The organism is Streptomyces sp. NTD91, assembly GCF_059510455.1.
Window position 1 is genome coordinate 20,208 of record NZ_JCAJZW010000047.1, and the last position, 20,122, is coordinate 40,329.

20 protein-coding genes and 1 pseudogene are annotated in these 20,122 nt (G+C 74.0%); 15 read left to right on the forward strand and 6 right to left on the reverse strand.

Annotated features, from left to right (window positions below):
* Positions 1-38: 38 nt before the first annotated feature.
* Positions 39-641, reverse strand: a complete 603-nt coding sequence (locus tag AC5WRT_RS32655) for a nucleotidyltransferase family protein (RefSeq protein ID WP_496098310.1) — start codon at positions 639-641, stop codon at positions 39-41.
* A 129-nt stretch (positions 642-770) separates the two neighbouring features.
* Between AC5WRT_RS32655 and AC5WRT_RS32660 the strand changes: the two genes are divergently transcribed.
* Complete coding sequence (locus AC5WRT_RS32660) at positions 771-1,088, forward strand: DUF5955 family protein (RefSeq protein ID WP_496098311.1); 318 nt, start codon at positions 771-773, stop codon at positions 1,086-1,088.
* A 26-nt stretch (positions 1,089-1,114) separates the two neighbouring features.
* Here AC5WRT_RS32660 and AC5WRT_RS32665 read toward each other — a convergent pair whose 3' ends face one another.
* A complete protein-coding gene (locus AC5WRT_RS32665) occupies positions 1,115-1,909 on the reverse strand; it encodes an IclR family transcriptional regulator (RefSeq protein ID WP_496098312.1) in 795 nt (264 codons plus the stop codon).
* Positions 1,910-2,181: 272 nt separating this feature from the next.
* Here AC5WRT_RS32665 and allB point away from each other — a divergent pair, with 272 nt between their 5' ends.
* From allB to AC5WRT_RS32680, 3 genes are all read left to right on the forward strand, one after another.
* Positions 2,182-3,522: an allantoinase AllB gene (gene allB / locus AC5WRT_RS32670; RefSeq protein WP_496098313.1), complete on the forward strand. Its 1,341-nt coding sequence runs from the start codon at positions 2,182-2,184 to the stop codon at positions 3,520-3,522.
* Positions 3,523-3,576: 54 nt separating this feature from the next.
* Positions 3,577-4,707 carry an allantoicase gene (gene alc, locus AC5WRT_RS32675; RefSeq protein WP_496098314.1) on the forward strand — a complete coding sequence of 377 codons (1,131 nt, stop codon included), beginning with the start codon at positions 3,577-3,579 and terminating at the stop codon, positions 4,705-4,707.
* A 120-nt stretch (positions 4,708-4,827) separates the two neighbouring features.
* The gene (locus AC5WRT_RS32680) at positions 4,828-5,640 is read left to right on the forward strand and encodes an AIM24 family protein (protein WP_496098315.1); all 813 of its coding nucleotides are present in this window, start codon (positions 4,828-4,830) and stop codon (positions 5,638-5,640) included.
* A 262-nt stretch (positions 5,641-5,902) separates the two neighbouring features.
* Here the strand turns inward: AC5WRT_RS32680 and AC5WRT_RS32685 are convergent, their stop codons facing one another.
* On the reverse strand, positions 5,903-6,502 hold the full coding sequence (locus AC5WRT_RS32685) for an Rv1733c family protein (RefSeq protein ID WP_496098316.1): 600 nt from the start codon (positions 6,500-6,502) through the stop codon (positions 5,903-5,905).
* A 279-nt stretch (positions 6,503-6,781) separates the two neighbouring features.
* On the opposite strand from AC5WRT_RS32685, the gene AC5WRT_RS32690 reads away from it, so the two are divergent.
* Positions 6,782-7,774, forward strand: a complete 993-nt coding sequence (locus tag AC5WRT_RS32690; RefSeq protein WP_496098317.1) for an Acg family FMN-binding oxidoreductase — start codon at positions 6,782-6,784, stop codon at positions 7,772-7,774.
* A 213-nt stretch (positions 7,775-7,987) separates the two neighbouring features.
* Positions 7,988-8,428: a pyridoxamine 5'-phosphate oxidase family protein gene (locus tag AC5WRT_RS32695; protein WP_496098318.1), complete on the forward strand. Its 441-nt coding sequence runs from the start codon at positions 7,988-7,990 to the stop codon at positions 8,426-8,428.
* 81 nt (positions 8,429-8,509) lie between these two features.
* On the opposite strand, the gene AC5WRT_RS32700 is transcribed toward AC5WRT_RS32695, so the two are convergent.
* Positions 8,510-8,965 carry a pyridoxamine 5'-phosphate oxidase family protein gene (locus tag AC5WRT_RS32700; protein ID WP_496098319.1) on the reverse strand — a complete coding sequence of 152 codons (456 nt, stop codon included), beginning with the start codon at positions 8,963-8,965 and terminating at the stop codon, positions 8,510-8,512.
* Positions 8,966-9,057: 92 nt separating this feature from the next.
* On the reverse strand, positions 9,058-9,705 hold the full coding sequence (locus AC5WRT_RS32705; protein ID WP_496098320.1) for a CBS domain-containing protein: 648 nt from the start codon (positions 9,703-9,705) through the stop codon (positions 9,058-9,060).
* Between the two features lie 244 nt (positions 9,706-9,949).
* On the opposite strand from AC5WRT_RS32705, the gene AC5WRT_RS32710 reads away from it, so the two are divergent.
* Positions 9,950-10,639 carry a response regulator gene (locus AC5WRT_RS32710; protein WP_496098321.1) on the forward strand — a complete coding sequence of 230 codons (690 nt, stop codon included), beginning with the start codon at positions 9,950-9,952 and terminating at the stop codon, positions 10,637-10,639.
* Between the two features lie 111 nt (positions 10,640-10,750).
* On the opposite strand, the gene AC5WRT_RS32715 is transcribed toward AC5WRT_RS32710, so the two are convergent.
* Positions 10,751-11,206 (reverse strand): cyclic nucleotide-binding domain-containing protein, encoded by a 456-nt coding sequence (locus tag AC5WRT_RS32715; RefSeq protein WP_496098322.1) that lies wholly within the window; start codon positions 11,204-11,206, stop codon positions 10,751-10,753.
* Positions 11,207-11,656: 450 nt separating this feature from the next.
* Between AC5WRT_RS32715 and AC5WRT_RS32720 the strand changes: the two genes are divergently transcribed.
* The 8 genes and pseudogenes from AC5WRT_RS32720 to AC5WRT_RS32755 all read left to right on the forward strand — a co-directional run bounded on the left by AC5WRT_RS32720 (position 11,657) and on the right by AC5WRT_RS32755 (position 20,117).
* The gene (locus AC5WRT_RS32720; RefSeq protein ID WP_496098323.1) at positions 11,657-12,277 is read left to right on the forward strand and encodes a hypothetical protein; all 621 of its coding nucleotides are present in this window, start codon (positions 11,657-11,659) and stop codon (positions 12,275-12,277) included.
* A 145-nt stretch (positions 12,278-12,422) separates the two neighbouring features.
* Positions 12,423-13,310, forward strand: a complete 888-nt coding sequence (locus AC5WRT_RS32725; RefSeq protein ID WP_496098324.1) for a universal stress protein — start codon at positions 12,423-12,425, stop codon at positions 13,308-13,310.
* Between the two features lie 97 nt (positions 13,311-13,407).
* Positions 13,408-13,572: pseudogene (locus AC5WRT_RS32730) on the forward strand (zinc-dependent alcohol dehydrogenase); the annotation flags it as partial.
* Between the two features lie 5 nt (positions 13,573-13,577).
* Positions 13,578-14,441, forward strand: coding sequence for a universal stress protein (locus AC5WRT_RS32735; protein ID WP_496098325.1), 864 nt, complete (start codon positions 13,578-13,580; stop codon positions 14,439-14,441).
* Positions 14,442-14,497: 56 nt separating this feature from the next.
* Positions 14,498-15,511 (forward strand): type I glyceraldehyde-3-phosphate dehydrogenase, encoded by a 1,014-nt coding sequence (gene gap, locus AC5WRT_RS32740; protein WP_496098326.1) that lies wholly within the window; start codon positions 14,498-14,500, stop codon positions 15,509-15,511.
* A gap of 124 nt (positions 15,512-15,635) precedes the next feature.
* A complete protein-coding gene (locus tag AC5WRT_RS32745; RefSeq protein ID WP_496100868.1) occupies positions 15,636-18,359 on the forward strand; it encodes a bifunctional acetate--CoA ligase family protein/GNAT family N-acetyltransferase in 2,724 nt (907 codons plus the stop codon).
* A 12-nt stretch (positions 18,360-18,371) separates the two neighbouring features.
* Positions 18,372-19,103, forward strand: a complete 732-nt coding sequence (locus tag AC5WRT_RS32750) for a CBS domain-containing protein (RefSeq protein ID WP_496097821.1) — start codon at positions 18,372-18,374, stop codon at positions 19,101-19,103.
* A 111-nt stretch (positions 19,104-19,214) separates the two neighbouring features.
* Positions 19,215-20,117, forward strand: coding sequence for a universal stress protein (locus tag AC5WRT_RS32755; protein WP_496097822.1), 903 nt, complete (start codon positions 19,215-19,217; stop codon positions 20,115-20,117).
* The last annotated feature ends 5 nt before the right edge of the window (positions 20,118-20,122 follow it).

Here is a 20,122-nt window from a genome sequence, read left to right on the forward strand (position 1 = left end):
TCCGGGTCGAGGCAAGATGGCGCCCCGTGCCACCTCCCTCACTCAAGGTGGCGCAGGTCGGCCTCGGTGTCGATGTCGTACGGCTCGGCCACGTCCGCGCACTCCACGAGCCGGATCCGTGCCGCGTGTTCCCTCAGGTAGGAGCGTGCTCCCCGGTCCCCCGCGGCGGCCTCGGCGATCGCCGCCCAGTGGGCCGCGCCGAACAGCACGGGATGCCCGCGCACGCCGTGGTAGGCGGCCGAGACCAGCGACGTCTCGTCCTCGTAGGCGCCGAGCACGCGCGCCACGGCCGCCGCGCCGATACCCGGCTGGTCGACGAGGCTCACCAGGGCCGCGCGCGCCCCCGTACCGGCGAGCGAGGCCAGTCCGGCCCGCAGCGAGGAGCCCATGCCCTCGGCCCAGCCCGGGTTGTCAACGAGCACGCAGCCGCTCAGGTCGGCACGTTCCCGTACGTCCCCGGCGCGGGCGCCGAGCACGACGTGCACCCGTGCGCACCCGGCCGCGCGCAGCACGCCGGCCGCGTGCTCCACCAGCGGCCGTCCCCGGTGCTCCAGCAGCGCCTTGGGCCGTCCGCCGAGCCGTCGGCCCCCGCCGGCGGCGAGCAACAGTCCGGCGACCTCCCCGTGAGGGTTCCGCGTCATGGCTCCTGCATACCTGACGGCGCGGGGGACGGCCGCTTTCCTTGGGCTGAATTTCGGTCCGCGCTGTGGCGCTCCCGGACGCGGTGGCGTTTACTGGCCCGCGCACGACGGAGTGTGAGGGGGAGGGCTGTGTTGCGGAGCTTGGGGCAGAGGCCAGTGACCGGCAGCGGCGAGGACCCGAGGGTGGCGGAACTGCGGACCGCGGTGGCCCGCCTGCGCCGTGAACTCGCCACGCTTCCTGCCGACTTCCCCGACCGCGCCATAGCCGAGGACGAACTCGCGGCCCTCGCCGCCATGGCCACCGGCGGTTCACCGGAGACCCCCCGCCTGCGCGGCTCCCTGTTACTGATCGCGGGGGCCATCGGCTCGGTGAGCGCCCTGTCCCGGGGACTGAGGGAGGTCCGGCAGGCGGTGGACCTGTTCGGTGAACCGACGCAGAGGGGCTGACCGCACCCCCCGAAGGGCACGGGCCGTCAGGCGCCCGAACTGGCCAGAGCCTGGGACAGCTCAAGAGCGATCTGCTGCAACACCGGCACGATCTTCTCGGTCGCCTCTTCGGTGACCCGGCCCGCCGGCCCCGAGATGGAGATCGCCGCGGCCGTCGGAGAGTCCGGCACGGACACCGCCAGGCACCGGACCCCTATCTCCTGCTCGTTGTCGTCCACGGCGTATCCCAGCCGCCGTACGTCGTGAAGCGCGGCCAGGAACCCCTCCGGCGTGGTGATGGTCTTCTCGGTGGCCGCAGGCATCCCGGTACGGGACAGCAGCGCCCGCACCTCCCCGTCCGGCACCCCCGCCAGCAGCGCCTTGCCCACCCCGGTCGAATGCGGCAGCACCCGGCGCCCCACCTCGGTGAACATGCGCATCGAGTGCTTGGAGGGCACCTGGGCCACGTACACGATCTCGTCGCCGTCCAGCAGCGCCATGTTCGCCGTCTCTCCGGTCTCCTCGACCAGCCGGGCGAGGTACGGCCGCGCCCAGGTGCCGAGCAGCCGGGACGCCGACTCGCCGAGCCGGATCAGCCGGGGGCCGAGCGCGTACCGCCGGTTCGGCTGCTGGCGGACGTACCCGCAGGCGACCAGGGTGCGCATCAGCCGGTGGATGGTCGGCAGCGGCAGCCCGCTGGTCACGGACAGCTCGCTCAGGCCCACCTCGCCACCCGCGTCCGCCATCCGCTCGAGCAGGTCGAAGGCGCGCTCGAGGGACTGGACCCCGCCGGCGGCGGAGGGCTTGCCGGAGTCGGTGGTGCTGGCGCTGGACGTCGGCACGGCGCGTTCCTTTCGGGACAGGCGGGAGGTGAGAAGCCTACCCGGCGGCCGGTTGACTCCCTGCTTGTGCATAGCTACGTTCTGCTTGTTGGAATTCTAATTCCGCTTTGTGGAAACGTCCAGAGTGGATGCGCCGGGTGCGTGTCCAGCAGTGTGCCCCTTGACGGCGGACGGGTGGGAGTGAAGACTCCTTCAACAGAACGTTGAAATCCGTTACGTGGGTGTAAATCCCGTTTCTGGGGCGTAAAACGGCGGTACGGAGAGGGGTTCGGGTGTCCGAGGCTGAACTGGTCCTGCGCTCGACGCGCGTCATCACTCCGGAGGGGACGCGGGCCGCCACGGTCGCCGTGTCGGCCGGCACGATCACGGCCGTCCTGCCGTACGACGCACCGGTCCCGGCCGGCGCGCGGCTGGAGGACCTCGGCGACCACGTCCTGCTGCCCGGCCTGGTCGACACCCACGTGCACGTCAACGACCCGGGCCGCACCGAGTGGGAGGGCTTCTGGACCGCCACCCGCGCGGCGGCGGCGGGCGGCATCACCACGCTGATCGACATGCCGCTCAACTCCCTCCCGCCGACCACGACCGTCGAGAACCTGCGGATCAAGCAGGAGGCCGCCCGCGACAAGGCGCACATCGACGTCGGCTTCTGGGGCGGCGCCCTGCCCGACAACGTCAAGGACCTGCGCCCGCTGCACGACGCCGGCGTCTTCGGCTTCAAGGCCTTCCTTTCGCCGTCCGGCGTGGAGGAGTTCCCGCACCTCGACCAGGACCGGCTGGCCCGGTCCATGGCGGAGATCGCCGGCTTCGGCGGCCTGCTGATCGTGCACGCCGAGGACCCGCACCACCTCGCCGTCGCCCCGCAGCACGGCGGCCCCAGGTACGCCGACTTCCTCGCCTCCCGCCCGCGCGACGCCGAGGACACCGCCGTCGCCGGCCTCGTCGCGCAGGCCCGCCGCCTCCACGCCCGCGTGCACGTGCTGCACCTGTCCTCCAGCGACGCGCTGCCGCTGATACGCGCCGCCCGCGCCGAGGGCGTGCGGATCACCGTGGAGACCTGCCCGCACTACCTCACCCTCACCGCCGAGGAAGTCCCCGACGGCGCCAGCGAGTTCAAGTGCTGCCCGCCCATCCGCGAGGCCGCCAACCAGGACCTGCTCTGGGAGGCGCTGGCCGACGGCACCATCGACTGCGTCGTCACCGACCACTCGCCCTCCACCGCCGACCTGAAGACCGACGACTTCGCCACCGCCTGGGGCGGCATCTCCGGGCTCCAGCTCAGTCTGTCCGCCGTGTGGACCGGGGCACGCGCGCGCGGGTACGGCCTGGAGGACGTCGTGCGCTGGATGTCCGCGAGGACCGCGGTCCTGGCCGGCCTCGGCGCCCGCAAGGGCGCCATCGCGCCCGGTCACGACGCCGACTTCGCGGTCCTCGCCCCCGACGAGACGTTCACCGTCGACCCGGCCGGTCTCCAGCACCGCAACCGGGTCACCGCGTACGCCGGCAAGACCCTGCACGGCGTCGTGAAGTCCACCTGGCTGCGCGGCGAACGCGTGGTCGACGGCGGCGAGTTCACCGAGCCGAAGGGCACACTGCTCGCCCGCCCCCAGTGAGCCACCTCCCGCACCCGCACCCCGGCCGACTCCGGAAAGGACCCCCTGATCACCGTGACGGCGCTGCAGCACCCCAGCCCGGCCGGCTTCACCGGCGACGCGAACCCCTACGGAGGCGGCGACCCCTACGCGGACTACCGCACCGCCGACTTCCCCTTCACCCGGTACGCCAACCTCGCCGACCGGCAGCTCGGCGCCGGTGTCATCGCCGCCAACGACGAGTTCTTCGCCCAGCGCGAGAACCTGCTGGTGCCCGAGCGGGCGGAGTTCGACCCCGAGCACTTCGGGCACAAGGGCAAGGTCATGGACGGCTGGGAGACCCGCCGCCGCCGCGGCGTCAGCGCCGAGCACCCCTGGCCGACCGCAGAGGACCACGACTGGGCGCTGGTCCGGCTCGGCGCGCCCGGCGTGATCCGCGGGATCGTCGTCGACACCGCCCACTTCCGCGGCAACTACCCGCAGGCGGTCTCCGTCCAGGCGGCGTCGGTGCCAGGCTCGCCGTCCCCGCAGGAGCTGCTGGGCGACGACGTGAAGTGGGCGACGGTCGTGCCGCGCACCGCGGTCGGCGGCCACGCGGCGAACGGCTTCGAGGTCACCGTCGAGCAGCGCTTCACGCACCTGCGCCTCAACCAGCATCCCGACGGCGGCATCGCCCGCCTGCGCGTGTACGGCGAGGTCGTCCCCGACCCCGAGTGGCTGTCGGCGCTGGGCACCTTCGACGTGGTCGCGCTGGAGAACGGCGGCCGGGTGGAGGACGCCTCCAACCTCTTCTACTCCCCGGCCACCCACACCATCCAGCCGGGCCGCTCCCGCAAGATGGACGACGGCTGGGAGACCCGCCGCCGCCGGGACCAGGGCAACGACTGGATCCGCTACCAGCTGGTGGCGCAGTCCCAGATCCGTGCCGTCGAGATCGACACCGCCTACCTGAAGGGCAACAGCGCCGGCTGGGCTTCGGTGTCCGTGAAGGACGGCGAGAACGGCGACTGGACGGAGATCCTGCCGCGCACCCGCCTCCAGCCCGACACCAACCACCGCTTCGTGCTTCCGCGGCCTGCCGTCGGCACACACGCGCGGATCGACATCTTCCCCGACGGCGGCATCTCCCGTCTGCGCCTGCACGGCTCGCCGACCGAGCAGGGCGCGGCCGGGCTCGCCGCCCGGCACCAGGAACTGGGCGGCTGACCCGCCCCGGCGCGCGGGGCGCCCCGGCCGGGACAGCACCGGGGCGCCCCGCGGGTCACCCCTGAGGACCGGTTTCCGGCCTCCAGGAACTTACGGGTCCGTCTGCCGCGTTCTCCCCGCGTGACCCTTCAGCAAGAGATCGTCGGCAACGCCATGCAGATGGCGGTCGTCAACCTGCAGCCCGGCCAGACCGTGTACTGCGAGGCCGGAAAGTTCCTGTTCAAGACCACGAACGTGACCATGGAGACGCGGCTGTCCGGCCCGTCCGGCAACGGCGGACAGCAGCAGGGCGGCTCCGGCGGCATGGGCGGCCTGCTGCGCCAGGCCATGGGCACCGCCATGCAGGTCGGCCAGCGCATGCTCGCGGGCGAGTCGCTGGCGTTCCAGTACTTCACCTCCCAGGGCGGCGCGGGCACGGTCGGCTTCGCGGGCGTCCTCCCGGGCGAGATGCGCGCCCTGGAAGTGGACGGCACGCGTGCGTGGTTCGCCGAGAAGGACGCCTTCGTGGCCGCCGAGTCCACCGTCGACTTCGGCATCGCGTTCGCCGGTGGCCGCACCGGCATGAGCGGCGGCGAGGGCTTCGTCCTGGAGAAGTTCACCGGGTACGGCACGGTGATCATCGCCGGCGCGGGCAACTTCATCGACCTCAACCCGGCCGACTTCGGTGGCCGCATCGAGGTGGACACCGGCTGTGTGGTCGCCTTCGAGGAGGGCATCCAGTACGGCGTCCAGCGAGTCGGCGGCCTCAACCGCCAGGGGATCATGAACGCCGTGTTCGGAGGCGAGGGCCTGTCCCTGGCCACCCTCGAGGGCAACGGCCGGGTGATCCTGCAGTCCCTCACCATCGAGTCCCTCGCCAACGCCCTGAGAAAGGCCCAGGGCGGCGACAAACAGGGCCCGACCGGTGGACTGTTCTCCACCCACGCCGGCTGAACCGATGAGTTCCGTGTGCGTGCGGAGCCCGACCCTGTGACCATCCGTCCCGCACCCGGAAAAGAGGACACCCGCCACGGGCGAACTCGTCTCCTCGATCCTCGTCACGCTCGACGGCGTCCACCGGGCACCCGGCGGCCCCCAGGAGGACACCCTTCGGGCAACGACGCGAATCGTCGGACAGGCCGAGCACACCCAGCCGGTGATCGTCTCCACCGGTCCGGCGATCGAGCCCCTTGAGGACCGCCGCGAACCGGCGAGGTCAGCCGGTCCTGTGCCCCCACCGGGGGCCGATCAGGTCCCACTCCCGGTCCCACCGCGCGATGCGCCGCCGGTCGAGGTACCACCGCCCCACGCTCCCGGCGGCGAAGACCACGCCACCCAGCGCGAGGGCGGCCGAACCTCCCAGCAGTCCGGCCTCGACGCCGGCCTCGCTGCGGGTCGGCGGCCGGGTGCTCAGCCTGCCCTGCGGATCGGTCCAGATCCTGACCGTGGAGCCGGCCCTGCCCCCGGTGGACAGCAGCGTCGTGCCGTGGTGCCGGGAACCGTCCGGCGCCGTCCAGCCGACCCGGGCCGAGGTCAGATCCCTGCCCGGTCCCGAGGCCGCCGCCCGCGGAACGTCGTCGAGGAGCACGGCGCCGACGGGCGTGCGTCCGGCACGCTGCCGGGCGAAGACCTGGTCGGCGGCGTGCGCGGTCACCATGCCGGCGACCGTGCCGCCCACCGCCACGAGCGCCCACACCACCAGCAGGAGCCAGGCCTCGAGGACGTCGTCGTGCCGCCGGAGCGGGTTCTTCCGCCACCGCCACAGCAGCGGCCCGGTCCGTCGGCGCCTCCTGTTCGCGGGCTTGCTCTCGCGCATCTCTCCGCACCTCCTCGTCGTCTCCCCCAGGACGGTGGCAGTCCGAGCGCCGCCGCGACACGGGCCGATGAGGCAGAGGAGGAGGGCCGATCGGAACCGGGTCCGGGGCCTCCTCGGGACGTTCGGCCCCGCGTCTGTGCCGTCGGTCCCTGAGGTGCCCGTGACCGTGCCCCGACCGGGTCCCGCGAAGGGACCATCGGCCCCTGACCGGCCCGCCGCCGTGCTCCCACGCTCGAAGGACACCGGCATCCGTCCATGCCCGCACGGGAGGAGTCCCACATGCGCACCATGCCGGCCCTCGACGCCGCGACCCTGGAAGCCTGCATCTCGGCCGCCGTGGCCGCGCCCTCCATCTACAACACGCAACCGTGGCGGTTCCGGCTCGACCCGGAGACGGTCACGCTCCAGGTGCGCGCCGCTCCGGAGCGCGGCCTGCGCCACGCGGATCCCGTCGGCCGGGCCCTGCATCTGTCGGTCGGCGCCGCGGTCTTCAACCTCCGCGTCGCGGTCGCCCACTTCGGCTGGACACCCGTCGTACGCCTGCTGCCGGATCCCGAGGATCCCAGCCTGCTGGCCACCCTCCGGCCGGCGGGGCCGGGCCGGCGGCACACCGCCGCGCACCGCCCCGATCTCTACCCCGCGCTCTGGCGCAGGCACAGCAGCAGGTTCCCCTTCACGGGCCGGCTCCTTCCGGGGAGCGTGCGAGCCGAACTCGCCGAAGCCGCTCACGCGGAAGGCGCCTCGCTCACGCTTCCCGCAGCCGCCGGGACGGCCCGGCTGCTGCGCCTGGCCACCGAGGCGGAGCACCGCAACCGCACGGACCCCGACCGGGCCGCGGAGAGCCGCCGTTGGGTGCACCGGGACCCGGACGACTGCGCCGGCCTCGGCCTGCCGCGGGCGGCGCTGGGCATGCAGGACGCGCGCGAGCAACTGCCCATGCGGGACTTCACCGCGCAGCGGCACGCGGAGCGGCTCCCCGCCCAGCCCTTCGAGTCCCCGCCCGTCCTGGCGCTGCTGGCCACCGAGCACGACCGCCGCAGCGACTGGCTGCGCGCCGGACAGGCGCTGGAGCACGTCCTGCTGGTCGCCACGGCACACGGCGCGTGCGCGTCCCTGGTGCACCAGCCGATGGAGTGGCCCGACCTGCGCCGCGCCCTGGGCGCGGCGCCCGGCCTCACAGGCCACGCGCAGATGCTCGTCCGTCTCGGGTACGGCCCGGAGGGGCCGGCCACTCCACGACGCGCACCGCAGCGGGTCCGCACCGTCGGGTGACGGCCACGGGGCACCGCCGCGGGCGTGCGACGGGTACCTGAGCGGCGGGCGGGCCGATGGGCGCGCCGGAGGGGCCGGACGGCCCCCCTCGGCAGCCGCCCTTGTTCGGCCGGTCTCCGGCGAGGCCGGGGCCGGTGGTCCCTCACCGGCGGCCGTCACCCCGCTCAGCATGGAAGGTGACCCCAGTACACCGGGCGAAAGACGGGCAGATCGATGCACCCGAACGATGGTTTCCGCGAACTCGACCGGCAGGAGTGCCTGGCCCTGCTGGCCACGGTGCCGCTCGGCCGGATCGTCTACACGCGCCGGGCGCTGCCCGCGGTCCTGCCGGTCAACTTCGGCCTGGACCGGGACGAAGCGGTGCTCCTGCGCACCGCCGCGGGCTCGGAGCTGGCCCGAGCGGTCGACGGCGCGGTCGTCGCCTTCGAGGCCGACGCCGTCGACGTGGCCGCGCACTCCGGCTGGAGCGTCGTCGTCACCGGCCGGGCGGCCGTCGTGACCGACGCGGCCGAGCTGGACCGGCTGGACCGCACCGGTCCATGCTCCTGGGTCTCCGCGGCGCACGAGGTCTTCGTGCGGATCGAGCCGGAACTGGTCACCGGCCGCGAACTCGTCCGTGGCCGCACGATGTACGGCGTGCACCTCTCCGCCTGAGCACGGATGCCGGGGCGGGGGCCGTCCTGCCCCATGGCACAGGGGCCGGACGGCGCTCGGCGGGTCGGCGTCCGAGGGCGATCAGGGACCGTCGCCGGCGGTGAGCCGGACGCCGGTGATCAGGTCCGGGCGGATGCGCACCGCGTAGTCCATGGTCTGGTCCACCCAGGGGGCGAGCAGCGCCCGGTAGCGGGCCAGTTCGTCCGCGTCGGTCACCAGGTGCGCGTAGCCGGTGACCACCACGCTCCCGCCGAGGTGGTGGTCGGGGTCGATGGCGTCGGCCTCGTAGGCGACGACCACGCCCCGGGCGTCGGGGTGCAGGGCGCGCGAGGTCAGCGCGGCCCCCTCGTGCGTGCGGATGACGATGTCGCCGTCGTCCAGGATGTGGTTCACCGGTCGGACGGTCGGCAGCGCGTGACGCGTGAAGACGAGCCTGCCGAAGGACACGCCGCCCAGCAGGCGCAGGGCCTCGTCGCCGTCCAGCTCAATGCTCCTGCGCGGCCCGGAAGGAAGGGCCTCGGTGCTGTCGATGGTCATGGAGGGTTTCCGTACGGGTTCGTCGCTCACCGCCGCGAGGCGGCAGAACGCGGCCGGGCTCGGTCAGACCATGGGTACGGCGCCGCGGCCCCTCACGCCAGGGCCGAACGGCCCTGGTCCGCGTCCGGCGGGCGTTCTCCGGCAGACCGTGCGGTGCCGCAGTCGTCGATGTCGAACCCGAGCCGGCTCACCACACCGACGACGCCCTCCACACGCCACGCCGACCGCACCGCCGACGGCAGGTCGCTGCGGTGCCGGAGGCGTCCCTCCAGCGTGACCATGCCGTCCCGGACCGAGACGGCGACCGCTTCGGGCGGCAGGCCAGGCGCGGTCGCCGTGACCTCGTCGATCACCTGGCGGCGGATCTCCTCGTCCGTGCGCAGGAAGACCCGCAGCAGGTCGCGTCGGGTGGCGATGCCGATGAGGCGGTCGCTCTCGTCCACCACGGGCAGCCGGCCGACGCCCTGACGCTCCATCAGCCGTGCGGCGTCCGCCACCTCTTGCTCCGGATGAACGGTGACCGCCGGCGTCGCCATCAGCTCGCCCGCCGGAGTGGCCCCGCGGCCGTGCGGGAGATCGGTGCCGGAGACCACCCCCACCACCTTGTCGTCGTGGTCGACGACCGGCAGCGCGCTGATCCGGTGCCGGTCCAGCAGCCGCGCCACGACGTCCGACGGCGTCTGCCGGTGTGCGTGGACGACCTCGCTGGTCATGACCTCGCCGACGGTGTGGGTCCTCATGGCGCTTCCCTCCTTCACGACGGTGAGCGGGCGGCGGTCCACCACCCCTGTGCCTCAGCCTCGCTGCCGCCTCTGCCGCCGGGCAGGGCCGAGACGTACACGGCTCAGGGCCGGGAATACGGTGGAAACAGGGCCGACCGGCCCTGGTTGCGGGGCCTCGCCTCGGCGAGGATCTCGGTACGTGGGCCGGGGTACGGTCCTCGGTGTGGACAGCGACGAGGCACGCGGAGACAGGGAGCAACCGATGGCGGACAGCGAGCAGGCCGGTCCCGACAGCCCGACCCGGGTCTTCCTGCTGGACGACCACGAGGTGGTACGGCGCGGCGTGCGCGACCTGCTGAACGACGAGCCGGACATCGAGGTCATCGGCGAGGCGGGCACGGTGGAGCAGGCCCTGGTGCGGGTCCCCGCGCTGCGTCCGGCCGTGGCGGTGCTGGACGTCCGGCTGCCCGACGGCGACGGGGTGACCGTGTGCCGGGAGCTGCGTTCGCGCATGCCGGAGCTGGCGTGCCTGATGCTGACCTCCTTCGACGACGAGGAGGCCCTGCTGGACTCGATCATGGCCGGCGCCTCCGGATACGTCCTCAAGCAGATCCAGGGCTCCGACCTGGTCTCCGCCGTACGCACCGTCGCGGCGGGCCAGTCCCTGCTCGATGCGAGCGCCACCACCAAGCTGATGGCCCGGCTGCGGGGCGGACAGCAGCAGGAGGAGCCGGACGCCCTGCCCGGCCTGACCGAGCGGGAGCGGGAGATCCTCGCCCTCATCGGCGAGGGCCTCACCAACCGGCAGATCGGACAGCGGCTCTACCTCGCCGAGAAGACGGTGAAGAACCACATCTCCCGCCTGCTCGCCAAGCTCGGCGTGGAACGCCGTATCCAGGCGGCGGTCATCGCCACCCAGGTCCAGGACCGGCAGCGGCGCGACGGGCACTGAGGCCGTCCGGCGGTTCGCTCACGCGGGTGCCGCACGGCACCCGCGTGCGGTGCGTTCGGACTCCGGCCCCGCGGTGGCCGTCCCGGTGAGTCCTTCCGCTCGGTGGTCCGCTCACACCGTGCTTCCGGCACCGTAGGGGGCGTACAGGTCCAGCAGCCGGGTCCGTGCGGAGCGCAGGCGGTGGGCGAGCACCTCGCCGGCCCACTGGGTCACGGCCCGGCCCAGAGCCGGGTCGTCCGCGCACAGGGAGCGGACGGCGGCGGCGTCGAACTCGTAGGCCCGCACCGGCGTCGTGGCCGTGGCGCCCAGGTGCCACACATGGGGCGCGAACAGCCAGGAGACGCCGAGCATCTCGTCGTGCCCGAGGGTCTCCACGACGGCACGGCGGCGCCCCGGCACGCGCGTGTCGAGATCGATCGAGCCGGTACGGACGATCCAGAACCGGTCCGCGCGGCCGCCCTCGTCGAAGACACGCGTCCCCTGCGGGATCGACACCTCGCGGGCGAAGCGCATGAGCCGCAGCCGGTGCTCGGCGGGCAGTGCCCGCAGCATGGTGGGGGTGTTCATGGCCTGCCTCCCGGTCGGGGTGGGAACTGGCATCTCCAGCATGGGACGGAGCGCCGGAGCGGGGCAGGGGCCGTACGGCCCCGGCCGCGGACCGGTGGACCCGTCGGCTCCCTGCCGGCCCGCACGCTGCACGACGTCCTGCCCGGGTGCCGGATCGCCGCACACGTCACGCGCACCGCGCAGGCGGCGGCCCGGTTCGCCGAACGCACCGGGGCCCGGCGGCGATCGGCGCTCCGGACGCGGCCCACGACTGCGCGCCGGGCGCGCCGATCCGCCCCGAACTCCCGGACTGCTGACCGCTCGACGTCTTCCGGCGGCCCAACGGGCCCCGCCGGAGGGGACGTTCAGCCCTCTCGCCGTGGCCCTTCGGCATCGGGCGGTGCGCGGCGCACACGGCAAGAGTGACAGACGTCAGGACAACGACCCGACGTCCCCGAAGGGATCACCATCATGGCCGTGCACGAGCACCACCACCGGAACCCGGGTTTCCGCCTGTCCTTCCACCGGACCCGGAACGGCTCCGCGACCGCCGTGTCGACGGACACCGGCACCCTCGCCGTGCGGGCCTACGCCCTCGCGTCCCTGCGCCTGCTCACCGGGTTCGTCTTCCTGTGGGCGTTCCTCGACAAGACCTTCGGCCTCGGCTACGCGACCGCGTCCGGCAAGGGCTGGACGGACGGCGGATCGCCGGCGAAGGGCTTCCTCGGTTCCGTCGCCGCCGGGCCGATGAAGTCGACGTTCCACTCGTGGGCCGGCGACACGTGGGCCGACTGGCTGTTCATGCTGGGCCTGCTCGGCATCGGCGCGGCCGTCATGGCCGGTGTGGCGCTGCGGCCGGCGGCGGTCGCCGGTACGGCGTTGATGGCGCTGATGTGGATCGCCGAGTGGCCGCCCGCCAAGCACCTGTCGAGCGGGGCGCCCAGCATGTCGACGAATCCCCTCGTCGACTACCACGTCGTCTACGCGACGGCCCTGATCGCCGTGGCGGCCGCGGGCGCGGGCGACACCTGGGGGCTGGGCCGGCTCTGGGCGCGGCTCCCGGTCGTCCGTGACCACGCCTGGCTGCACTGACCTCCCGACGCGACGGCCCGCACCCGCGCCCCGCCTGGGCCCATCGACCCCGATGCGGGACCGGCGGCCCCTGCCCCGCACGACCCCCGAACACGACGCTGGAAGCGGGGATCCCCCCGGATCCCCGGTTCAGGAGGTGGAGATCATGCCCCGCACCATCACCGTAGGCCTCGACGGCTCGCCCGAGAGCCGGGCCGCCGCGGACTGGGCCGCCCGCGAGGCGAAGCTGCGCGGACTGCCGGTGAAGCTCGTCCAGGTCTGGGAACCGGTACCGCACCCCCTGGCCGAGGCCCCGCTGGGCACCGAGACGCAGCAGCACTGGACCGAGAGGGTGCCGCGCGAGGTGGCCGAAGCTCTGCGAGTGCGCCATCCCGGCGTCGAGGTGGCCACGGAGCACATCACCGGACCGCCCGCCGAGGCCCTCGTCCACGCGGCGGGGGATGCCGAACTTCTCGTCCTCGGCTCGCGCGGCCTGAGCGGGATCGGCGGCTTCCTGATCGGCTCCGTCGGACTCGCGGTCGTGGCGCACGCCGGGCGTCCCGTCGTGCTCGTCCGCGCCGGCGAGCACGAGAAGGACGAGGCCGGCAATCCCTCCACGGCCACCGCCCAACGCCCGGTCGTCCTCGGACTCGACCTCGGCGGCCCCGACGACGCGCCGATCGCGTTCGCCTTCGAGGCCGCCGCCCGCCGCAAGGCGCCGCTGCGCGTCGTGCACGGCTGGAACCCGCCGCCCTACTACGCCTACGGCATGGCCCTGGAACCCGTGGTCGAGCGGGAGATGGCGAAGGGCGACGCCGCCATGCTGACCGAGGTGCTGCGCCCCTGGCGGCAGAAGTACCCCGACGTCGAGGTCGTCGAGCAGTCCGACTACGGCAGCCCGTCCACCCTGCTGATCGACGCCTCGCGGGACGCCTCCCTGGTCGTCGTCGGCCGGCGTGTCCGCCGCTCCTCCGTCGGTGCGCACATCGGCCCCGTCACCCACGCCGTCCTGCACCACGCCACCGCCCCAGTCGCCGTCGTCGCCCACGGCTGACGCGCCCCCACCAAGGAGAGAGAAGACCATGAAGGCAGCGGTCGTACGAGCCTTCGGCGAGCCCCTGGTCATCGAGGAGCGCCCCGATCCCGAACCCGGCCCCGGCCAGGACCTCGCCGAGGTCTCCCAGTTGCACGCGGCCGGCCGGACGAGGGTCGTCCGCGACACCCGCCCGCTCGACTCCGTCAACGACTCCGTCGACGCCGTGCTGCGCGGCGAGGTCGAGGTCCGGATCGTCCTCGATCTGTGCGAGGGACGGTGAGCACGGTGGAACTCCCCCTGGTCGTCGGTGTGGACGGCTCCGAGCCGAGCCTGCGCGCCGTTGACTGGGCGGCCGACGAGGCCGCCCTGCGCGGGCTGCCGCTGCGCCTGGTGTACGCCTCGCTCTGGGAGCGGTACGAGGGCGTGTCGCTCGCCCGGGACCTCGGCAAGCCGTCCGAGGAGGTGATGGCGGAGGACGTCGTCGAGGCCGCGGTACGCCGGGCACGCGGCCGTCAGCCGGACGTGAAGGTCACCACCGACCTGCTGGCCGAGGAACCGGAGTACGCGCTGGTCCGCGAGAGCCGCGCCGCCCGCGCACTGGTCGTCGGATCGCGCGGCCGCAGCGGCATCGCCGAGGCCCTTCTCGGTTCCGTCGGCGTGACGGTGGCGGGGCACGCGCACTGCCCGGTTGTCGTGCTGCGCGGCAGCCACGACAACCGGGTCGGTCCCGGGACGGGTCGCGTCGTCGTGTGCCTGGGCGAGCAGCCGGCGGCCACCGTGCGCTGCGCCGCCGAGGAGGCACGCCTGCGCGGCGTGCCGCTCGAGGCGGTGCGAGCCTGGCGGCGCCCGGCGCACGAGAGCGCCGATCGCTCGCTGCCGGCGGGGGAGTCCGCCCGGCCGCACGAGGAGCGGGCCCTGGAGGAACTCGACGCCGCGCTGCGGGAGGTCCCGGCCGATGTCCGGGTGCTCCGGCGCGCCGTCGAGGGCCCCGCCCACCGGGTGCTGCTCGCCGCCTCGGCCGGCGCCGGCCTGCTCGTCGTCGGCGCCCGGCGCCGCGAGGGCCACTACGGCCTTCAGCTCGGCCGCGTCGCCCACGCGGTGCTGCACCACTCCGCCTGCCCGGTCGCCGTCGTACCCCGGCAGGTGTGAGGCACCGCGACCCCGTACGTGCGCAGCAGGTCCCCGAACCGGAGGAGTTCCCCGTCATGACCGTACGCGTCGGCATCAACGGTTTCGGCCGCATCGGCCGCACCTATCTGCGCGCGGCCCTCGACCGCGCCGAAACGGGCACCCAGGACGTCAGGGTCGTCGCGATCAACGACATCGCGCCGCCCGCCACCCTCGCCCACCTGCTGGAGTACGACTCGACCTTCGGCCACATCGGACGCGAGGTGCTGCACGACGACAGCTCGATCATCGTCGACGGCACCCGCATCGACGTCACCGCCGAGCGCGATCCCGCGGCCCTGCACTGGTCGGACTGGGGCGTGGACGTCGTCGTCGAGTCCACCGGCCGCTTCCGCGACCGCGACTTCGCCGCCCTGCACCTGAAGGCCGGCGCCCGCACGGTGCTGCTGTCGGCCCCCGGCAACGGCGCGGACGCCACCATCGTGATGGGCGTCAACGACCACACCTACGACCGCGAGCGCGACCGTATCGTGTCCGCCGCCTCCTGCACCACCAACTGTCTCGCGCCCATGGCCAAGGTCCTCGACGACGCCTTCGGCGTGGACCGCGGCCTGCTGACCACCGTCCACGGCTACACCAACGACCAGTCCCTGCTCGACGGCCCGCACAAGGACCTGCGCCGGGCCCGCTCGGCGGCCCTGAGCATCATCCCCACCAGCACCGGCGCCGCCCGCGCCGTCGGCCTGGTGCTGCCCGGACTCGCCGGAGCGCTGGACGGCGTCGCGGTCCGCGTACCGGTCGAGGACGGCTCGCTCACCGACCTCACGGTGGTGCTGAACCGCGAGGTCACGGCCGAGGAGATCAACGCCGCGTTCGCCCGGGCCGCACAGGGCCCGTTGCACGGCATCCTGCGCGTGTCGCAGGCCCCGATCGTCTCCCGCGACGTCATCGGCGACCCCGCGTCCTGCGTCTTCGACCCGGCCCTGACCCAGGCGAACGGCACCCTGGCCAAGGTCTTCGGCTGGTACGACAACGAGTGGGGCTACACCAACCGCCTCCTGGACCTCACCGCCCTCGTCGCCGACGGCTGACGCCGACGACTGACTCCCGAAACGCCGGGCCGACCGGCCCGGGGCCCGTCCCCGGACGGCCCCCGGGACCTTCCCCCGCTCCGCCGGATGCTCGAACCGTCAAGAGGCTTGGAGGACATCCGCCATGTCGGACACCGTGCTCAACCATCCCCCGGTCCACGCCCTGCTCGCGGACGGCACCACCGTGTGCATCCGCCCGGCCGCCCCGGCCGACCACGACCAGGTGCAGGGGCTGTACGAGGAGATGTCGCCGGAGAACCTGCGGCTGCGGTTCTTCTCCGTCAGCCGGCGCTCCGGCGCCCTGGCCGCCGACCGGGCCTGTGCCCCGGCGCGCCCCGGCTACCGGGCACTGCTGGCGGAGGCGCAGGGCCGGGTCGTCGGCGTCGCCGAGTACGACACGGCGGGGGAGAAGGACGAGGCAGAGGTCTCCGTCGCCGTCTGCGACGGGCTGCACCACCGCGGGGTGGGCACCCTGCTCGTCGAGCACCTGGTCTCCGCCGCCCGGGCCGAGGGCATCACCGCCTTCACCGCCGACGCGCTCAGCGAGAACCGTGAGATCCTCCGGCTCTTCGCCGACCTGGGGCTGCGCACCGTCCGCCGCTTCGAGGGCCCCGAGGTGCGCTGCACCATACGGCTGGACGCGGACGACGCCTACCTGTCGGCGGTGGAAGCCAGGGGCCGGGCCGCCGACGTGGCCAGCCTCGAGCCGCTGCTGCGCCCGGACGTGGTAGCTGTCACCGGTGCCGGACGCAAGCCCGGTTCCGTCGGCCGGGCGATCCTGCATCACCTGAAGGCGGGCGGCTACACCCACCGCCTGTTCGCCGTGCATCCCGGCGTGCAGCACATCCTCGGGGTGCCGTCCTACCCGTCCGTCAGCGCCCTGCCGAAGACCCCCGACCTGGTCGTCGTGGCCGTACCCGCCGTGGCGGTCCCGGCCACCGCGGAGGAGTGCGGCAAGGCCGGGGTCCGCGCGCTGGTCGTGGTAACCGCCGGTCTCGACGCCGGCCAGGCGCAAGCGCTGCTGACCAGCTGCCGCACCTACGGTATGCGCCTGGTGGGCCCCAACTGCCTCGGTGTCTGCAACACCGAGCCCGGCGTGCGGCTCGACGCCACCTTCGCCGCCGACCACCCGCGCCCCGGCACGGCGGGCGTCGCCGTGCAGTCGGGCGGGGTCGGCATCGCCCTGCTGGACGGGCTGTCCCGGCTGGGCATCGGCGTCTCCTCCTTCGCCTCCCTCGGCGACAAGTACGACGTCAGCGGCAACGACATGCTCCAGTGGTGGGAGAGCGACGGCCGGACCGACCTCGCCCTGCTGTATCTGGAGTCCTTCGGCAGCCCGCGCGCGTTCTCCCGCACCGCCCGGCGCGTGACCCGCCGTATGCCGGTGCTGACCGTGGACACGGGCCGGACCGGGGCGGGCCGCCGGGCCGCCGCCTCGCACACCGCGGCCGCAGCCACCCGCACCGTGACCCGGCAGGCGCTGTTCAGCCAGGCCGGGATCACCGCCACCGGCTCGGTCGGCGAACTGCTGGAGACGGCGGCCCTGATGCACTCCCAGCCGCTCCCGGCCGGCAGCCGCGTCGCGATCGTCACCAACGCGGGCGGGGCCGGGGTCCTCGCGGCCGACGCCTGCGCGGAGGCGGGACTCACTCTGCCGCCCCTGCCGCGGGAGGTGATCGACGACCTGCTCGCCGTGCTCCCCGAGGGCGCCGTGGCCGGCAACCCCGTCCACGCCACCGCCGCCGTCACCGAGGACCGGCTCGCGGACTGCCTGGACCGGCTGACGCGCCATCCCGGCGTCGACGCCGTCCTGGTGGCCCTGGTGCCCACCGCCCTCGCGGCGGCGACCGGCGACGACCTCGTCCGGGCCCTCACCGACGCGCCGGGGCACCGCACCAAGCCGCGTGCCGTGGTACGCCTCGAACAGGGCCTGCCGGTCACGCTGCTGCCCGCCGCCGACGGCGGGAGCATCCCCTCGTACGCCGAACCGCAGGCGGCGGCACGGGCGCTGGCCCACGCCGCCCGCCGCGCGGCCTGGCTCGCCCGGCCCGAGGGCACGGTCCCGGAACTCGACGGCGCCGACACCGCCCACGCCCGGGAAATCACGGACACCTTCCTGGCCGCACACCCGGACGGCGGCTGGCTCGACCCGCGCACCTGCGCCGACCTGCTGGCCTGCTACCGCATCCCGCAACGGCCGTGGGAGTGGGCGGAGACCGAGGACGATGCCGTCCTCGCCGCCCAGCGGCTGCGCGGCCCGGACGGCCGGGTGGTCATGAAGGCCCACTGGCCGGGACTGGACCACAAGAGCGAGCACCATGCCGTGCATCTCGACCTCCGGGGCGATGCCCAGGTCCGGGCCGCTTTCCGGGACTTCGAGACCCGGTTCGCGGGACTGCCGGCCGGTGTGGTCGTGCAGCCGCTCGCGGCCCGCGGCAGCGAACTGTTCGCGGGAGTCGTCCAGGACGAGGTCTTCGGCCCCCTCGTGCTCTTCGGACCCGGCGGCACCGCGAGCGAGATCCTCGGCGACCTCCCCCAGTCTCGACTTCGCTCGACCGGGGGGACCCCCATCGCCCGCCTGGCCCCGCTCACCGACCACGACGTCCACGACCTGATCACTGCGCCGGGCTGCGCGCCGCTGCTGTTCGGAGGCAGCGGGCCGGTCGATCTCGAAGGCCTGGAGCAGCTGCTCCTGCGCCTGTCCCGCATGGCGGCCGACCTTCCGCAGCTCGCCGAGGTCGACTTCGACCCCGTGCTCGCGACGCCGGAGCGGATCTCCGTGCTCGACGCGCGGGTGCGTCTGGTGCCGCGCCGGCCCCAGGACCCCTATCTGCGCCGACTCCGCTGAGGAGGAACCGAGATGAAGCATGACAAGGTCGGCTCCGTGATGACCACGGCCGTCGTCCGCGCCGCGTACGGAACCCCGTTCAAGGAAGTCGCCCGGCTGCTCGCCGCCCACGACATCAGCGGGCTGCCGGTGGTCGACGACGACGGCAAGGTCATCGGTGTCGTCTCCGAGTCCGACCTGCTCGCCCACCAGGCGCAGGCGCCCGGCCCGTACGAGCCCAAGCGCCGCTCGCCCCTCCCGGCGCTGACGCGCAGGGCCAGGCGGCAGGCCGCGAAGGCGACGGCGCGCACGGCCGGCCGGCTCATGACCGAACCGCCCGTCACCGTCCACACCGGCAACACCGTGGCCGAGGCCGCGCGGACCATGGTCCAGCGGCACGTGGAGCGGTTGCCGGTGCTCGACGAGGAGGACCGGCTCGTCGGCATCGTCACCCGGCGCGACCTGCTGCGGGTCTTCCTGCGACCCGACGCGGACATCCGCGACGAGGTGGTCGAGGAGGTCCTGGGCCGCGCCCTGTGGCTGCGGCCCCGCACCGTCGACGTCTCCGTCACCGAGGGTGTAGTCACGCTCGGGGGACAGCTGGAACGCAAGAGCGAGACCGAGATCGCCGTCTCCATGACCCGCCGGATCGACGGCGTGGTCGGCGTCGTCGACCAGCTCACCCACCGCCTGGACGACAGCCACGCCCGGCCCCCCGCGCAGACGCCGCACGGCGTGGCCGAGAACTGGCTGCGCGGGCTGTGACCCCGGGTGCAGTGGCCGAACGGACCCGGAGGGAGACCGTGTGGCCCATGTCCGCCGGGCGCCCCCGGCACGACGCTGGCAGTGACGAGCCGAACGAGCTCAGGAGGCATCATGCTGTCGCCCGTCATCGCCGGTGTGGACGGATCGGCCGAGAGTCTTGCCGCCGCCGAGTGGGCCGCCCGCGAGGCGGTGCGCCGTGACCGCCCGCTGCGCCTGGTGCACGCCCGGGACCGGCATCCTCGCGGACACGACGGCGAGCCGGCGAACGCCGCGCAGCGGCAGCCGGCACGCCGCGTGCTCAGGCAGGCGGAGGAGCGGGTCCGCACCGCCGTCCCCGCTGCGCGCCTCACCGACGAGCAGGTCGAGGGCCCGGCGAGTGCCGCCCTGCTGAAGGCGTCCGAGCAGACCGACCTGCTGGTGCTGGGCTCGCGCGGCCTGAGCGCCTTCACCGGCCTGCTGGCCGGCTCGGTCGCCCTGGGAGTCGTCGCGAAGGCGCGGTGCCCCGTCGTCCTCGTACGGCCCGGGGCAAGGGCCGGGGAGGACGACGTCCCGGCGGACGACGGCAGCCCGTCCGGGCGGGCCGGTCACCGGGACGTGGTGGTGGGCGTCGACCTCGCCGACGCCTGCGACGACATGATCGAGTTCGCCTTCGAGGCGGCCCGGCTGCGGCAGGCCCGGCTGCGGGTCGTGTCCGCGTGGCAGCCGCCGTCCGCCATCGGTCTCGGCCCCGGCGACATCGCCCTGGTCGACGAGCCGCATCGCGCCGAGGAGTGGCAGGGGTTCCAGGCCGCAGTGCTGAAGGTGTGGCGCGACACCTACCCCGGGACCGAGGTTCTCGGGACGGTCGTCGAGGGCAAGGCCTCCACCGCGCTGATCCGGGCCGCGTGCGAGGCGAGCCTGCTCGTGGTCGGCCGCCGTCCGTCCGAGCGGCCCGCCCTTCCCCGCATCGGCCCCGTCACCCATGCCGCCGTCCATCACGTCGGCTGCCCGCTGGCCGTCGTTCCCCATGTGTGAGAGGC

Bases quoted from the DNA above. Each gene is read 5' to 3' on its own strand.
- AC5WRT_RS32655 (WP_496098310.1), bottom strand. From the start codon at position 641: ATGACGCGGAACCCTCACGGGGAGGTCGCCGGACTGTTGCTCGCCGCC.
- AC5WRT_RS32685 (WP_496098316.1), bottom strand. From the start codon at position 6,502: ATGCGCGAGAGCAAGCCCGCGAACAGGAGGCGCCGACGGACCGGGCCG.
- AC5WRT_RS32690 (WP_496098317.1), top strand. From the start codon at position 6,782: ATGCGCACCATGCCGGCCCTCGACGCCGCGACCCTGGAAGCCTGCATC.
- AC5WRT_RS32695 (WP_496098318.1), top strand. From the start codon at position 7,988: ATGCACCCGAACGATGGTTTCCGCGAACTCGACCGGCAGGAGTGCCTG.
- AC5WRT_RS32700 (WP_496098319.1), bottom strand. From the start codon at position 8,965: ATGACCATCGACAGCACCGAGGCCCTTCCTTCCGGGCCGCGCAGGAGC.
- AC5WRT_RS32705 (WP_496098320.1), bottom strand. From the start codon at position 9,705: ATGAGGACCCACACCGTCGGCGAGGTCATGACCAGCGAGGTCGTCCAC.
- AC5WRT_RS32710 (WP_496098321.1), top strand. From the start codon at position 9,950: ATGGCGGACAGCGAGCAGGCCGGTCCCGACAGCCCGACCCGGGTCTTC.
- AC5WRT_RS32715 (WP_496098322.1), bottom strand. From the start codon at position 11,206: ATGAACACCCCCACCATGCTGCGGGCACTGCCCGCCGAGCACCGGCTG.
- AC5WRT_RS32720 (WP_496098323.1), top strand. From the start codon at position 11,657: ATGGCCGTGCACGAGCACCACCACCGGAACCCGGGTTTCCGCCTGTCC.
- AC5WRT_RS32725 (WP_496098324.1), top strand. From the start codon at position 12,423: ATGCCCCGCACCATCACCGTAGGCCTCGACGGCTCGCCCGAGAGCCGG.
- gap (WP_496098326.1), top strand. From the start codon at position 14,498: ATGACCGTACGCGTCGGCATCAACGGTTTCGGCCGCATCGGCCGCACC.
- AC5WRT_RS32745 (WP_496100868.1), top strand. From the start codon at position 15,636: ATGTCGGACACCGTGCTCAACCATCCCCCGGTCCACGCCCTGCTCGCG.
- AC5WRT_RS32750 (WP_496097821.1), top strand. From the start codon at position 18,372: ATGAAGCATGACAAGGTCGGCTCCGTGATGACCACGGCCGTCGTCCGC.
- AC5WRT_RS32755 (WP_496097822.1), top strand. From the start codon at position 19,215: ATGCTGTCGCCCGTCATCGCCGGTGTGGACGGATCGGCCGAGAGTCTT.